14 protein-coding genes and 1 pseudogene are annotated in these 14,992 nt (G+C 70.7%); 4 read left to right on the top strand and 11 right to left on the bottom strand.

Annotation, left to right across the window (positions count from 1 at the left end):
• From AB0A95_RS30710 to AB0A95_RS30695, 4 genes and pseudogenes are all read left to right on the top strand, one after another.
• Nucleotides 1-382 (top strand): annotated as a pseudogene (locus AB0A95_RS30710) (hypothetical protein); the annotation flags it as partial.
• Between the two features lie 3 nt (nt 383-385).
• Nucleotides 386-754: a hypothetical protein gene (locus AB0A95_RS30705; RefSeq protein WP_357559223.1), complete on the top strand. Its 369-nt coding sequence runs from the start codon at nt 386-388 to the stop codon at nt 752-754.
• 25 nt (nt 755-779) lie between these two features.
• Nucleotides 780-1,466, top strand: a complete 687-nt coding sequence (locus AB0A95_RS30700; RefSeq protein ID WP_357559222.1) for a hypothetical protein — start codon at nt 780-782, stop codon at nt 1,464-1,466.
• The gene (locus AB0A95_RS30695) at nt 1,463-2,119 is read left to right on the top strand and encodes a hypothetical protein (protein WP_357559221.1); all 657 of its coding nucleotides are present in this window, start codon (nt 1,463-1,465) and stop codon (nt 2,117-2,119) included. The genes AB0A95_RS30700 and AB0A95_RS30695 overlap by 4 nt, the downstream gene beginning before the upstream one ends.
• Nucleotides 2,120-2,922: 803 nt before the next feature.
• Here AB0A95_RS30695 and AB0A95_RS30690 read toward each other — a convergent pair.
• The 11 genes from AB0A95_RS30690 to AB0A95_RS30640 all read right to left on the bottom strand — a co-directional run bounded on the left by AB0A95_RS30690 (nt 2,923) and on the right by AB0A95_RS30640 (nt 14,991).
• Complete coding sequence (locus AB0A95_RS30690; protein ID WP_357559220.1) at nt 2,923-4,689, bottom strand: hypothetical protein; 1,767 nt, start codon at nt 4,687-4,689, stop codon at nt 2,923-2,925.
• A 13-nt stretch (nt 4,690-4,702) separates the two neighbouring features.
• Nucleotides 4,703-5,674 (bottom strand): hypothetical protein, encoded by a 972-nt coding sequence (locus AB0A95_RS30685; RefSeq protein WP_357559219.1) that lies wholly within the window; start codon nt 5,672-5,674, stop codon nt 4,703-4,705.
• A 24-nt stretch (nt 5,675-5,698) separates the two neighbouring features.
• Nucleotides 5,699-6,955 (bottom strand): hypothetical protein, encoded by a 1,257-nt coding sequence (locus AB0A95_RS30680; protein WP_357559218.1) that lies wholly within the window; start codon nt 6,953-6,955, stop codon nt 5,699-5,701.
• A gap of 8 nt (nt 6,956-6,963) precedes the next feature.
• Nucleotides 6,964-7,953, bottom strand: coding sequence for a hypothetical protein (locus AB0A95_RS30675; protein ID WP_357559217.1), 990 nt, complete (start codon nt 7,951-7,953; stop codon nt 6,964-6,966).
• 21 nt (nt 7,954-7,974) lie between these two features.
• Entirely contained in the window at nt 7,975-11,934 is a 3,960-nt protein-coding gene (locus AB0A95_RS30670) for a hypothetical protein (RefSeq protein WP_357559216.1), read from the bottom strand.
• A 27-nt stretch (nt 11,935-11,961) separates the two neighbouring features.
• Nucleotides 11,962-12,378, bottom strand: a complete 417-nt coding sequence (locus tag AB0A95_RS30665) for a hypothetical protein (protein ID WP_357559215.1) — start codon at nt 12,376-12,378, stop codon at nt 11,962-11,964.
• A 38-nt stretch (nt 12,379-12,416) separates the two neighbouring features.
• Nucleotides 12,417-13,034 carry a hypothetical protein gene (locus AB0A95_RS30660; RefSeq protein ID WP_357559214.1) on the bottom strand — a complete coding sequence of 206 codons (618 nt, stop codon included), beginning with the start codon at nt 13,032-13,034 and terminating at the stop codon, nt 12,417-12,419.
• A 103-nt stretch (nt 13,035-13,137) separates the two neighbouring features.
• Nucleotides 13,138-13,650: a hypothetical protein gene (locus tag AB0A95_RS30655; RefSeq protein ID WP_357559213.1), complete on the bottom strand. Its 513-nt coding sequence runs from the start codon at nt 13,648-13,650 to the stop codon at nt 13,138-13,140.
• The gene (locus AB0A95_RS30650; RefSeq protein ID WP_357559212.1) at nt 13,647-14,129 is read right to left on the bottom strand and encodes a hypothetical protein; all 483 of its coding nucleotides are present in this window, start codon (nt 14,127-14,129) and stop codon (nt 13,647-13,649) included. The genes AB0A95_RS30655 and AB0A95_RS30650 overlap by 4 nt, the downstream gene beginning before the upstream one ends.
• Before the next feature lie 15 nt (nt 14,130-14,144).
• Nucleotides 14,145-14,594, bottom strand: coding sequence for a hypothetical protein (locus AB0A95_RS30645; RefSeq protein WP_357559211.1), 450 nt, complete (start codon nt 14,592-14,594; stop codon nt 14,145-14,147).
• Nucleotides 14,587-14,991 (bottom strand): hypothetical protein, encoded by a 405-nt coding sequence (locus tag AB0A95_RS30640; RefSeq protein WP_357559210.1) that lies wholly within the window; start codon nt 14,989-14,991, stop codon nt 14,587-14,589. The genes AB0A95_RS30645 and AB0A95_RS30640 overlap by 8 nt, the downstream gene beginning before the upstream one ends.
• Nucleotide 14,992: the final 1 nt, after the last annotated feature.

Genomic DNA, 14,992 nt, shown 5'->3' with positions numbered 1-14,992 from the left:
GACCAGCAAGGTCGCCAAGCGTGGTCAGACCCACCACGAGAAGGCCGGCGGCTGGCTCACCAACAAGGGCCGATCGGCGCTCCGGGACGAGATCCTGCGCCGCGGCGACGTCATGCCTGCCCGGCTGGTTGTCCGACGCCACACGGCCACCCCGACCCCGGTTCGCCCGGGTACGCCGATCACCTCGCCGCCCGGTCCCCGCCGCCCTGCTGCCCCGGTCCGGCCCGCCCGGCCGACCCGCCCGGCCGCACCCCGCCCGCCCGCGCCCGCCCCTGCCCCTGCTGCCGTCGCGCTGCTCCAGCGCGCCGCCTCCAGGTACGCCGGGGTCGACCCGTTCACGCTGATCAGCACCGCCCAGCCGACCGACGACATCCCGTTCTGACCCGTGGCCACCGTGGTCGGGGCGGGCTGGATGCACGACAGCCTGCCCCCGTGGATGCAGCAACGCCCGGGGTTTGACGAGGCGGACGCCGCCGACCTGGCCGCTGACTTGGCCGCCGATCTGGCGACCGCCCTGGCTGCCAGCCTGCGCGACGACCTGATGGCCGAGCGGTTCGGCCCGCCGGACGACCTGGCGGCCGAGGAGAACCGACTGCCGCGGCCCCTCGCGCTGGCCGAGCTGGCCACCGCACGCGGCCCCGGCCCGTCCAGGTGGCAGCTCACCATCGACCGGCGCGCCGTCCTCGAGGACGCCCTACGCCACACCGACACCCACCCAGCGGTCGCCCGTGACAGCGACCGACTGGCCGCATGACCCGAGACGGAAGGACCACCCACCCATGCCCGAGCCCACCGCCGCACGACTGACCATGACCGCCGACCCGGCCGGAACACCGGAGCACCACGGCGACGCCGCCCAGCTCGCCACGCCCATCCCCACCGACCCCGCCGCGTTCGTGGACTACCTCCGCAACGTCCCGACCCGCGACCGTGCCCGCGTCGTGGACCTCCTCGCCGCCCAGTACCGCACCCAGGGCCACCCCGACCCGCTTCCGCTGACCATGGCCAACAGCGACTACGACCGGGCGGTGGTCGAGATCGGGGACGAGCCCGACACCACCGAGCCGATCCCGACCGACGTGCAGGGCCTGTTCGAGTACCTGCGGACGATGAACGGCTGGCAGCAGAGCGCGGTCGCCGACCGGCTCGCCATCCAGCTCGGCGGCACGCCCGAGGCGATCGACCGCGCAGCCGACCTGATGACCCGCGCACTGAGCCTGGTCGCACAGGAGATCCTGATCCTCGAGCTGCGCCAGCACCTCGCCGACACCCTGGCGGCCGCCGCTGACACCATCAAGGACGGCCTGAACACGATCGACCGGCTGGCATCCGAAGACGTGTACGACGTCGAATTCGCCGAGGGTGGCTGGGACATGCGCGGTTTCCTCAGCGACGCCGGGCGGTTCATCAGCGCGGCCTCTGCGCTCAACCCGGCCCCGCCCACCAAGAACGAACCCGGCCAGTGAACAGCCTGACGCCGGCCGTGCCGGAATTCCTCGACCTGGTGGCGATGATCCGCCAGGCCAGCGACCGCGCCCGGGTCGGCATCCGCAACGACATCAGCCAGGCGGACGCGCTGACCCTGCTCTACGCCGCGCTCATCGGCGAACGCGACGGACCCGGGCGCATGGCCCGACGGCTGCTGCCCCTGCACCTGGTCCTGCCCGGCACCGGCCGCCCGGACCCGGGGTGCGCGTTCTGCCACGGTGCCGGCGAGGCGCCCGCGGCCGACGACCTGGGCGCGCAGCACTGCCACTGCCGGTGCGACCTCTGCATGTGCAGCGAAGCGCTCTGTGACGGCCCGTGCGAGTCCATCGGGGTGATGCTCGACGAGTTGGTCCTGCGTGGCGTACCGGCTGGTGCGGTCGACGTGACGCGAACTCTGTCGAGGCTCCAGTCCGAAGGGGTCCGTCGAATCGTCGCCCACACGACCAACCGCGAGCCCGTCATTGTCGACCCGGTCGACGGGCAGCCCGGGGCGGCCTGGGTGACGGTGAGTAGTACGACCGCAGTCGATCTTCTCGAAAGGGAGCTGCAGCACGAGGGTTTCTGGTGTGAACTGCGAGCGCTCCCAGCCCAGGTCGGGGCCGTTCGCTTGATCGTCGTACCGAGGTATTGACGGGCAAGCACGCAGAAAGCGGGGCGTCCCGCGCAGTGACCGCCGGCCCTACCCCATGGCCCCGACGATCACTGCGCGGGACGCCCCGCTCCACTTCTTTACCCGTTAATACAAACGGTGCCATCCCGAGATGCTGATCATCGGGTCCGCGGGGTATTGTCGCCCCGGACGGTCGGGAATGCATCGATGGATAGCGTTGGACGCGTATCTTCGATCATGCCGACGCAGTTACGCGTTGCGACGGCGGTGAGCGGCGGATCTGGCTGGGGGCGGCTGGGTTGCGCAGCAACAGCCGTTCCTTCTAGCCATCGACACCCGCAGACTGCCCAGTGTGCGGGGACGGCAGCGGTCCCACCCGCGCCATCCCCGCACCCGTGGCGGCTCGGGCTCAATCGCCCGGCTACCCGGGCGGCGAGTCGGTGGGGGGCTTGGGTTGAGTGCTTGCCGCGCGCTCCCAAGTCCCCTGCCGCTCTCGTCGCCGTCCCCCCTCAGGCGGGGCAGTGTTCGTCACTCGTGACCGAAACGTGAAACTTCTTGGCCGTCCCGTGGAGGGGACTTTAGTCGCGCTCACAGCCGACGACCAACATTTCAAGCGTTTCGTGGCGGCGGCCCCGCGATCCTTACCGAACCGCAACTACCCTGGTGCGCCGCTACGCGATCGTACATCCGTGCGGATCTTAGAGCCGCGTCCTTCTGGCCGGGAAATCTGACCAATCAATCAGCCCAGCGGGTCCGAATTGCCAGTAACGCGGACGGTACAGTCGCCCCGAGCGACCACCGACCACAGCGGATCATCAAACCGTCTACTCGGGCCGGATCGTGGCGATCGCGTGGCCCGACCCGGAAGCCGTCGCCAGCGTCCAGGACACGCCCAGCGCCACCCCGTTCGCCGGGTTTGTCTGATACACGACAGCGGGCCCGCCGGTGCTGCTGGGCAGAACCGTCCACCCACCCGACGGAGTCGTCTGGGCGAGCGTGTTGGGTGACGCCGCGATCGCCGCGACCGCGAGGGTCGCCGGCACGCTCGGAGTGACCTCCACCGCCGCCGGCGCCGTCGCCGCGGCCCGGAAGTTCGACGCAATCTGGTCGATGGGGTTGGCCACGTTGTGACCGGTGACGTAGTACAGGCTCGCGTACGCCGTCCCCGTCCCGCTGAACGCGGCGGAGACCGTGGCGAACGTCGCCCCGGGCTGGCAGGTCCACAGCTCGATGCGCCGACCCACACTGCCCGACGCCGGCGCGAATGTCCGCCGGGTCCAGGTGTTGCCCGCGTTGTCGGTCACCGTCGTGTACGCGTCCGTCGCGCTCGACCGAGACAGCACCAGCAGATACAACCGACCCGTCGCGCCGGCGTGCGCGACCGTGAGCGGGCTGACCGTGCCCGGGGTGGCCGTACCAGCCGAGGCAATAGTGAAGTCGCCGGTCGGTTGCGGTGCGACGACCCGCACGTACGTGACGTCGTCCAGCGACACATCCAGCGGCCCGGCCACGGTGGTCCGCGCGACAACGCGCCCGGTGGGGAGCAGCTCGCACACCACCAGGGCGCCGGTGCTCGTCGGTACAGCGTGCAACCGGGCGGACAGCGGCGGGAACCCGGCCGGGAGCGACGCGAGGCTGTCGCCGGCGGTGACCCCGGTGGCCCGGATCCGGCCCTGCAACCGGACGACGTCGTCGGCCTCCCACCGCACACCCAGCGGCGACGGCCCAACCGTCGGGGACGCGCTGTACTTCCCAGTCGCGTCGGGGTCGACGGCGACGACCTGCGTCCACGGCTGCTCGGAGGTCACCAGCCGCGCTTTCGCGTCGATGCCGCCGGCGTCGCGACGGATGTTGTCGGCCCCGCGGATCTGCACGCTGTAGGCCCGCCCGGTGCCGTTGTACGCCACCACCGCCTCGTAGAGCTTGTCCCACAGCGAGCCGGGGACCTGCTCGTGGCGCGGGTATCTGCGTTCGTTCTCCCACGACACCAGGCGCGGTGTGCCCCCCTCGATGACCCACAGCTCCATCCAGTTCGCCGCGTTCTGCGGCGGCGTGGACGCGAACGTCGCGACCTCCACCGGGGCCTGCAACGGGGCGATGGTGCCCAGGTTGGCGCGCACGTACCGCGCGTCGCCGCGGGTGTTGTTGACGTAGGCGGGGTGCGGGTCCAGGGCGGCCTCGTGCCCGGTGACCGACGAGCTGCCGGCCAACTCCGTGGCGGCCGCCGCCGCGGCGTTGGCCGCGGACACCGCCCCCTGCATCTGGAGGACGAGCGCGTCGAGCAGGTCGGGGATGTCGGTGGTGATGGACAAGACCCGCGGCTGCCCATCCGCGCCGACCCACACCGCTTTCGTGGGCGCCTTGTACCGGGGCAGCCCACCTACCGGCCACCCGTCACCGCCTGATCCGCTACCTGCGGCCAGTTGGGTGATCGGGTTGCCGGCGGCGTCGAGTAGCTCGGTGATCTGCGCCCCGCCGGTGCGGGCATTCCAGATCTTGACGGCTGCGCCGGGCTGGAAAATTGCGGCGTTGCCGGCCCCGACCCCGACGATGTATGAGGCGATATCCCCGCCGTGCCAGAATTGCGTCACCGTCTCCGCCCTCTCACACCACGCTCGTCGGCCACTGCATAAGTACCGAAATTGCCTGCCCGGTCGGGATGGCGGAATACATGTCGATGATCACGTTGTTGGCGGGGTCGACCGAGAATCGGCATGACGACCCAGCAACAGTGACAGACCCCAGCGTGGTTACCTGTTGGTCGGTCTCGAATTGGGGGGGCAGTACCGCGACCAGTTGGCGACTGCCGCCCAGGGGGAGACTCCCGCCGGTGCGGAACAGGTCGAGCTGGAAGTACGCGACCCGGTTGACGCGGCGGATCCGGCACTTCCCCGTCGGAGCGGTCGACCATCCCGCCGCGACTCCGACAGCCGCCCAGCTCGTGTCTTCGTACAAGCTTTGCCAGGTGCCGCTGCCGGTGCCGATGTAGGTGACGGAGTGCTGCTCATCTCTGAAAACCACACCGGCCTCGACCGGCGGGAACGCCCATTCCCACCGGCCGACGTAGCCGCTGCCGGCGATGTGGTACGCCTGGCAGGACGTGGCGCCCGACCCGATCGATGTGACCCCGTTGACCACGTAGACCTCGTCGATCGGGATGTCCCAGAACCCCGACCCGGGGGTGTCGTTGCGCACCGGAGGCGGCGCCACCGGGTTGTCCGCCGGTCCGCCCTGGATGACGTACGGCGCGATCGTGTACTGATCGCCGGCGCCGAGGCTGCTCTCCTGCCGGCGCAGCCGCAACACCACCAGATCGATGCGGTTCTTCCCGCTCGTATTCTCCCCGATAGGGATCAGAGTTTCGGTGAGGTTGTTGAACCGCGTACCGAGAATGGACGCCTTCACACCCGCGCGGAGTTTAACGTGTCGCCCCGTCCCGTCGGCGAAGACGGGCGGGATTGAAAGGAATGGCCCCACTATTCCGGAAAGGCTGTTCGGTGCCACGATTTGTTCATGCTCGGCCAGCGTTATTACCCGGTTATTGTGCTGGTTGTTCGGGAACGATTCATACGCCACAACCGACCCCCACTTTCTGACGTGTTAGAGCGCACCTTCGAGGGAGCCGAGGCGGCGCAAGATTCGGCGAATTTCAGCGGCTTTCCGGTCGTCGACCTGGTCGCCGTCCACGCCGACGATCGGGACCACGTCCTCGCCCGCCGCCGCGGTGACGGTGATGTCGGCGCCCATGACAAGCGCGGACACCATCTGGCCCTCGTACGGCTCGGCGGCCACCATCGCGCCCAGCGGGTAGTCGTAGCCGTAGCGGGTCTTCGCGGTGTCGATCGCCCGGAGCGTGAACCCGACCTTGGGGCCGCCCTCGGCGAGCACGTCGTCGCCGGCCTGCTCCAGCTCGGCCGCGTTCGCTGCGCCGCGGGCGTCGACCCACACCTCACGTCGGCGCCACCCGGCCGCGTGCGCGTCGGCGTTGGTCCGCTCCTTGACGATCCGCCCCGGGCCGGCGGTGGCGTCGCCGACGATCGCGACCGTGTCGCGTGGCGACTCCGGCGCGTAGTCCGTCATCTCGACGTTGCCCAGCGCCCGGGAGAAGATCACCGCGTCGCTCAGGTCTGGGGGCATCTCCACGACGAACTGGAGCTGCCCGGCGGCGTGGATGATGCGCAGCCGCGGCCGCCGCGGATAGACGTCCGCGGCGACGGCGCCCAGGCGCACGACCTCGCGCAGCGCGTCGGAGAGCACCACGTCACGCGTGAAGCTGGTCGAGATGGTCACGCCGGGCAGGACGTTGTTGTCGGGGCCCAGCACCAGCCCGGGCGTCCGCCGGTCGGGGCTGGTGTGTGCGCCCGGCCCGGCTTGGAGATAGACCAGCGCCCGCGCGGCGTCCTCGGGGTTGACGTTGGTGATTGTGTACTTCGTGGTCGTCTGCGCGGTGGCCGCCAGGGCGGGGTTGGGGTACACGCCGCGCTCGGTGAGTAGCACCAGGTCGTCGGCGAACGTGATGGTGAGCCGGCCCGGCCCGTCGGTTCCGTCGCGGGATGCCTCGTACCCGTGCTTCGGCATCTCGATCGGCCCGGCCATCTCCACGGTGGAGCTGCCGCCGCTGGGGTCCTCTCGCCGTGCGACAACCCGGTTGTCGGGGTCGTTGACCGCGGCGAGGATGTCCGGCCGAGCCGTGCAGGTGATCGTCCCGCTTCCCGCCTCGTTGAGGCGCGGCCCGAGGCGGATCTCCGACCAACCGGGCGCCCCGGTACGCGGGTCGCCGGCCTCGATCGGGTCACACACGGTCTGCGAGCCGGACGGATTGGTGATGAGCAGGGTGTACTCGGCCCGGCGGCCCACGGCGGCTCCTATGCGCTCTCGTAGTCGATCGGGTAGGACAGCCAGATGCGGGTGCCGTCGTCGGCGCCGGGTGCGCTGTCCGGTGCGGAGCCGACTGCGGCGAACGTGACCTTGCTGGTGCGGCGGCCGTCGAGGCGCCACGGTTTCCCGCCGCCGCCGGCGAGCCCCAGCGCGCCGACGAGGTTCGCCCCGCCCGGGCCGCGGACCTGGATGGGACGGCTGCTGATCGTGGCCACCTCGCCGGCGGCGAGGGCGTACGTCAAGGTGAAGCTCTGCCCGCGGGTGTCGTTGCTCGCCGTCAGCGACGTCAGCGGGCCGCGGATCGTCCACTCCGGCCACGCCGCCCGGTGCCCAATGTTGGGCACATCGACGGTGCCGAGGGTCTGCCCCGACCCGATCGACGGATACGGGGCCAGGTAGTCCGGCTCCGGCTCGTCGGCGAACTCCATGGTCACGCCGCGGGTGTCCCGCCAGAACGGGTCCGGGCACAGCAAGTTGATCACCGCAGTGACTTCGAGCCACGTCCCGTCGTCGGGGTCACCCTCCAACCCGGACGAATAGTGACAAAGTATCTCGCGTTCGGTTCCGTCCGGCCGTTGCAGCCGCAGCCGGGCGGGGCCGTAGTCGCGGGTCTGCGTGATCTGGTGCTGGACGTGCCGCCACGCTTTGAGCAGCCCGAGGTGGGTGGTCGAGCGCATCCGCATCGGCCAGAGGATCGTGCGCTCCTTCGGCCGGGTGGACTCCACGATGACCCCGCCGTCGGGGTTGGGCGTGGTGACCAGGTCGACCGGCACCGCCCCGAGCCCCGCGTTGGCTTTGAGGCTCCACCAGTCCTCGTCCGGGGGGTTGAGGTCCATCGGGGCGCCGCCGTCCGGGGGGTACCACAGAGCGCGGTACACCCCGGGCGGCTCGATGACCCGACGGGTCGGCACCCCAACCGGCGGAGGGGGCGTCGTCGGCGGCGGCGTGGTCGGGCTGAAACTGACGACGATCGGCACAGCGGCCCCTCCCCGTGGTGGTTAGCGGCGCCGGCCGACCCGGGCCTCGACGTCCATCTGCCGCATCAGCCCTTGCAACTCGGCGAGCGTCAGCTCGGACCGCAGCGCGTGGACGGTGAGGTTGTTGTTGACCGTCGTCGGCCCGCCGCCGTCGCTGCCGCGGGGCACGTACCGGCCGCCGTACCACCCGGCGCCGACGGACAGCAGCCGCTCCCCGCGGGCCTGCTCACCGAGGCGAGGCACGAACAACTCCCCGCCGGTGCGCTTCTCCGCCCAGCCGTACGCCGGCTGCTGGTGAACCGCGGCCTGCCCGAGCATCCCCACCCCGCCGGCGGCCGCCATGTAGACGCCGCCGGTCGCGTTCGGGGTGAGGGTGATCCGCCCGTACGTGTTGATCAAGCTGTTGATCGTCGCGGCGGCGTAGCCCGCGGTGGCCAGGATGTCGCGGAGCTGGGCCATGTACGCCTCGTACAGCGCGGTCGCCTTAGCTGCTCCGAACTGGTCGTGCGCGGCCTGCGCAGCCGTGCCCGCCAACCCGAGGAAGTCGAGCACGGCGGCGAGGTTTTCCCGGCCGTGCTGGGTGCGGACGTCGATGCCGGCCTGGTTGAGACTCAGCTTGTCCGCCAGGTCCCCGGTGCCGGCCTGCGCGGCGATGTCGCCCCGCGCCCACGCCACGTAGTTCTGGCTGTTCTTCGGTGCCGCCGGCGCCGGCGGGGCAGTGGCGAACGACGGCCGCTGCGCCAGCGACAACAACGAGTTGATCGTCGCACGGTTGATCTTCTGCTGCGTCAAGGTTGCCCGCAGCCGGGCTATGTGCTCGTCGTACGCCGCGTTGGCGGCCTTGATCGACCCGGTCTCCTCGTACTTCGTCCGGGCGGCGTCCTGGGCTGCGCTGATCGCCGAGTACACCGCCGACCGGTTCTGCTGCCCCTTCGCCGTCGCCGTCGAGAACGACTTCCCGTTCTCTTTGAGCGCCGCGTTGAGGCTGGTGACGGCGCTCGTTGCCCGCAGGTACGCCTCCGCGTAGTCCAACCGGGTCGCCGTCGGCCCCGTGCTCGTGGTGCTCGTCTGCGCCGGCGCAACGTTGACCAGACCGGACGCGGCGGCCTGGACCCGGGCGCCGCCGCGGCGCATCGGCACGAACGCCCCGCCGTACCACGACGCGCCGACCATCAGCAGCGCCCGCCCGCGCTCGCGGTCGATGCCCCGCTTGGGGAGGAACAGCTCCCCGCCGGTCTCCTTCTCGGCGAACTGATACAGCGGCGGGTCGCTGGCCGGGTAGATGTCCGGGCGGAGCAGGCCCATCGCCGCGGCGATCGGCCGCCCGTACGGCACCGACACCCCACCAGCAGCCCGGGGCAGGTGCACCCCACCCTTGGCGTCGATGCGTTGCGTGCCGCCGCCGCCGGGGCCGCGTACCACCTCCCCGTCGCCGGTCATGATCCGCCGCACGGTGATGGTGACGGTTTTGCCATTGATCCGGTCGATCGCGGCCTGGGCTTCCTTGAGCCGCCTCCTTGCTTCGTCGGTCTTCGCGTTGATGATCACGTATTTGCCGTTGGGCAACCGTTTGATCTCGTACCCGGCGTCGCGCAACTTCGCGATCGCGGTCTCGGTCTTCGCGTCGACCTGGACGTCCTTGTTGGGGATCTTGAAAATCTCCCCAGCCAGGGCGGTCGCGGCCGCCGCCGACCCGGTCATCTTCGTGGCCAACTCGATGAACCGGTCCCGGGCCGCGGTGAGGATCGGGATCCCCGCCGCGGTGTTCCCGGTGCGCTTGACCTCAGCGTCGGCGGCCGCGGTGGCGGCCTGCTCGATCCCGATCAGGGTCTCCATGCTGGCCCGACCCGCCTCGGTCCCGAGGTTGATCTCGTTGGTGCCCTTCTTCGTCACCCGCCCGTACTTGTCGACCGTCTCGGCGGCCTGGTCGTACGCGGCCTCCAGCTTGATCTGACCCTCGACGGCGCTGATGTTCTTGCCGTTGATCAAATCCATGGTGGCGGCCAGATCCTTGCCGGCCAGCGCGGCGGACTCGAACGACCCGGCGAGGAGCTTCGCGCTCTCGCTGTTGGCCTGCATCCCGGCCGTGCCGGAGTGCGCCGCCTCCTGCATCTTGGTCAGCTCGGCGGTCGACGAGGGCAGCAGCTTCGAGAACTCCGCGATCTCCATACCGCTGGCGGCGTACGCCTTGTTCCACACCTCCTGCACGGTGGCGGTGTCGCCGGTCGTCTTCGCGTACTGAGCCAGCGACGCGTCAAGCGCTTGGAACCGCTCAACGTCGCCGGTGAAGGACCCGCCCCAGATGATCTCGTTGAGGTTCTTCGCCGGTGGCATCAGCGACTCGATGGTCCGGCCCAGCTTCGGGAACCAGTTGTCGGAGGCGCCGCGGGCGGACTGGCTCATCCCGTCGAGGTTCTCGCCGAACAGGCGCGACATTTCGCCGGTGATCTTGCCTTTGCTGGCGTACTCCTCCAGCGCCCGCCCGAGTGCCTCCACATCAGCGGCAGCCCCGTCGAACTGGTCCAGGACCATCCCCGCCAACTGCAACGCCACCAGGGCGCCGACAGCCTTACCCGCGCCGGCGGTGACAGTCTGGAGCCCGCGCCCCGCCCGGGCCCCCGCCGTACCGGTCGCCGCGAGGGACGTCGCGGCCCGCCCGGCCGCGACCTGCATCATCGCCAGGGCCTTGGTGGTCTTGGACACCGCGATACCCAGCGCGATCGCCACCAGCACGCTCGACTGCATCGGACCGGGAAGCGCTTGGAACAGGCCGAACAGGACCTGCAACACCTGCGCGCCGGCGGTGGCCACGTCGAACATCGTGGCCAGGGCGTCGGCGGTCGCCGGGTCGGCGAGCGCGTCGCGGGCGATCGCGCCGAGCGGCCCGAGCACGTCGCGCAGCCCTTCGTACGCGGTCGTCAGCGTGTTCACGATGCCGGCGACGTCGCCCTGGGCGCGGCCGCTGGCGATATACCGGTCCAGCGACGCCGCGGTGTCGTCGAGGGTGCCGCCCTGCGCCTGGACCTCGCGGACCACCATCGCGGTCACGTCGAGGACCCCATCGACGATCCGAACGAACGCGGCGGCACCCTTCGCGCCCTTGGCGAAGAAGTCGTCGAGCCCGCCGCCCTGGGCGGCCCGGTCGATCGCCCCGTTGAACTTGTCCAGCGAGTTGATCAACCCTTGGCCGAACGCGCGGGCGAGCGGGTCGGCGGACTCGACCAGCAACCCCACCGACCGCATGGTCTCCGGGATCCTGTTGTTGAGCAGGTCGAAGAACCAGTCAGCGCCGCGGGTGGCGGTGTTGAACCCCTCGATGAACTGCGGGTCGGCCACCGCGGCGGTCATCTGGTCGAACGCCTGTCCCCAGTCGGTCGCCAGCTCGTTGAGCCCGCCCCGTACCTGCGGCAGCACCCGGGTCGCCAGGATGTTCAGATCCTCGGCCGCGTTCAAGAACGTCCGGTCCTGGAAGCCCTGCCGCACCCCAGACATCGCCGGCTGCAACGCCTTGACCTCGGCCACGAACGACCGGGCGTTCCGACTCAGCCCGGCGAACGGGTCGTCGTTCTTGAGGACTTCGCCGCTGGCCTTGCCGACTCCCTTGAGGGTGGTGATCAGCACCCCACCAGCGCCGGCGGCACCGAGCAGCATCGGGGGGAGCGCCGCGCCGGCGGTCGCCGTCGCGGTGATCAGCCCGGGCAGAACCTTGAGGCCGCCGCCGGCGGCGCCGAGCGCGGCGACACCAGCGGCCGCGTACAGCATCCCCCGGTTAGCGCGCCGACCCGACGCCTCTATCCGCCGACCGGACTCCTCAGCCCGGCGGCCGGTGCGATCCATCTCGTCACCGGAGGCGCGGAACGACCCGGCCATGTCCCGCTGGGCGGCTGCGAGTCGCTTGGACATCCGCTCGGCCTCGGTGCCGCCGGCGAGGTACTCCCGGGCGACCATCCTCAGCCGTACGGTCACGTTGCGCTCGGTCACAGCCCCGCCCCTCTGCCCTGCTGGGCGTTACCGGTGTCGTCGGCGGGGCTTCTTGGCGACCAGCGCCGCCGTCCAGATGGAGTAGGGCGCCACGTCGGGCGCCTCCTTGTCCCACTTTTTTTCGGCCCGGTGCAGCGCCTTGCAGGCGAAACACTCGTCGGGGCCGTCAGCGATCCACCCGTGCCCGGTCTCCGGGTTGTCCTGGTCGTTGGCCGGGTCCATCGTTTCGTCGAGGTGGTGACCGCACCGGCGGCACAACCCGGCCTCGTACAGGCCGAGGGCGAGCATCAGCGACCGTTCCCGGTCGTCCCATTCCGTTTCGGTGCGGGTCTCCCACTCGGCTGGCCGCCCATCATCGGTCCAGGCGGTGACCCGGCTGATCTGCCGGGGCTCCCACCCGTCGAACCGCTTGAGGCTGATCCCGAGCTGCCGGGCGGTGGTCAACCGCCGGCGCTGCTCCGGATGGCGGGCCAGCCGGTTCGCTAGAAAGGGATGTCCTCGTCCCTCCGGTTGACCTGGGCTGCGGCGTTGTAAAGCTTGTCGAACTGGGTGTCGTCGAGCTTCGCGTCGAGCTTCGCCCACCGGGCGTCGGTCATGGTCGGCTTGACGATGGACGCGCGCACGAGCGCCGGCGGGAACGTCGCGGAGTTGTAGCCGTCGTAGTCGCGCGGGTCGACCCGCCCGGTGGTCGGGTCTTTGCGCGGCGGGTGCGCCTGCAACAGCCGGTTGTACTCCGTCGATGACATGCCCTGGACGATGATCGTGGGGGCCTTGGCGCGCATCTTCTCGACCAGCTCGTCGAGGTGGTCCTGCTCCGGGTCGCGTTCGTCTGCCGGTGGTGCCTCGGGGGTCTTGGTGCCAAGCCGGGTGTCGCCACCGCCGGTGAGCGCCGCGGCGGCCGCGGCGGTGCGCGCGGCGTCGCGCTTGGCGGCCCGCTGGGCGATCCTGTCTTTGACCAGCTCGTATTCGCCGCGCAGCTCCCCGTCGAGGCTCAACCGCACCGGCTTGCGGCGCATGGTGGCGTTCTCGATCAGGGTGTCGAACTCGTCGTCGGGGGTGCCCTCGATTGGGGCGGCGGTGGTGTCGGCCACGGTGGTCATCTCCTCTGCTTGTGCTGGGCGGGGTGGGCGGGGAAAGCGGAGTGCCGGCCCGCGTACTCCCCGCCCGGGGTACGCGGACCGGCACGACTACGGCCGGGGTCGGCTACGCGGCGAGGACGAACACGTCCTCGGCGACCAGGCCCGTGATGAACGGCTTCTGCGTGATCCGGTGCACGCCGTTGCGGCCCGGGGTCTGCTTCCGCTGCGCGCCCATTTCGACCGGATAAACGTCGAATTCCTGGTCGGCGGCGACGGGGACCTCGGAGTCGATGGCCCACCGCAGGGCAATGAACCCCCGAGTGCCGGCCGGGAGCGCGAGGCGGGCCTCGTCGTTGGTCGGGCTGGCCGGGTTGAAGACGTACGTCAATTCCATGGTCTTCGTCGAGTCGCCGCGGTTCTCGAACACCTGCTTCGAGCACAGCCGCGGGTCCTCGATGTTGTTCTCGCTGGTCTCGGTGGTCAGACCGTCGCCGGTGAGGTAGCAGGTGATGTCGAGCACCGCGCCGGAAGTCGCCTCGGCGACCGTAAACCCGGAGAGGTAGTTCGAGAGCGACGGGATGAACAGCGCCAGCATGGTGCCGTTCGTGCCGACGCTCGCGGGGATCGGCTGCGTCATCGGGTACGCCCGCCCTTCGTCCTGGTCGTGGTGGTGTCAGCCGCGGCGGCCTCGTCGCTGGGCTGGGCGGCCAGCGTCGCCGAGTTGGTGGGCCCGGCATCGTCGGCGGGCTGGTCGGACAAGGTCACCGTGTCCGGGGGCCCGGCGTCGCCGGTGGGCTGGTCGGACAGTGTCGGCGCGGCCGGCTGCTGCCCCTCCGCGCCGGCGTTGCCGCCGCCGAGGTTCGCGGCCGGCTTGGCCGTCCGCCCCGACGGCCCGAAGTGGACCGGGTAGTTCGGGACGACCGTGGCGCCCTTCCTGCGCCACACCCCGACCCGGGAGGCGAGCACGTCGAAACGGCCGCCACCGCCGTCGGGGGTGTCCTGCATCCACACCCACGCCCGGCGGCCGCCGAGATCCTCGGGCAGGCTGCCGTCCGAACCGGTCTTGATTACGTCCGGGGCGTCCCCGGGCGTGGTGTCTGTCGTGTCATCGGCCATGCCGGGTCACGCTCCCTACGGTGTGCTGCTGGGGCTGGACATGAGCCGGAAGAACAAGACGGTCGTCCAGACCGACAGCCCTCCCGGTGCTGGTACGGGGTCGCGGCCCGGGCGGGCTGCGACGCCGTCGACCTCGAAATCGCCGACCTGCCGGCCGGGAACGGTCGGCTTACGGCGGTGCAGGGCGAGGATGAGCCGGTCAACCGCGCCGATCACGTCGTTGACGGTCAGCCCGGCGACGGTGGCTTGGGTGACGGTCTCGACCTCCTGACCCCACCCGCGCATCCGCTCCGCCGCGGCGAACGGCGTCGCCGGCGTCGACCAAAACACCGCGTACGGGTACGCGGGGTCGTCCGGCACGTCGTCCGCGTAGCAGGTCAGCGCGGACCCCATCGCGGCGAGCTGGACCTGGGCGAGGGTCTTGATTGCCTCGGCGTGTAGCCGGGAGGGTTCCAAGTCAGGCACCGCCACGCACCCCCACCATGCCGCCATCGAACGGGTCACTGATCGCGGCAACCGCGGCGACGAACTGGCCGGACACACGGTCAAGCGCCGGGCCCATGAACGCCCGCGGCGCCATGTTCCGGGTGCCCCACTCGACGTAGACGGCGTACCGGGCGGTCGCCGAGATAGCCGCTTCCATCGCCCCGGACCGGCCGTCGCCGCTGAACTGCGGCGGCCCGATGGTGCTCAGGAGGTGGCCGGAGTCGACGGGGACGAAGGTCTTCGCCCACCCCTCGACCGCGAACGCCGACATGCGCAACACCGCGGCGCCCTGCGCGCCGATCCGCTGGTTCTTGCGGTGTAGCTGCGCGGCAACGGTGTTCATCTGGTCGACGCCCTCGACCCACACGGACGCCACC

It is taken from the genome of Micromonospora sp. NPDC049230, assembly GCF_040647875.1.
GTDB lineage: Bacteria > Actinomycetota > Actinomycetes > Mycobacteriales > Micromonosporaceae > Micromonospora.
The sequence above is the reverse complement of the archived record's forward strand: the minus strand, read 5'-3'. Positions and strand labels throughout refer to the sequence as shown.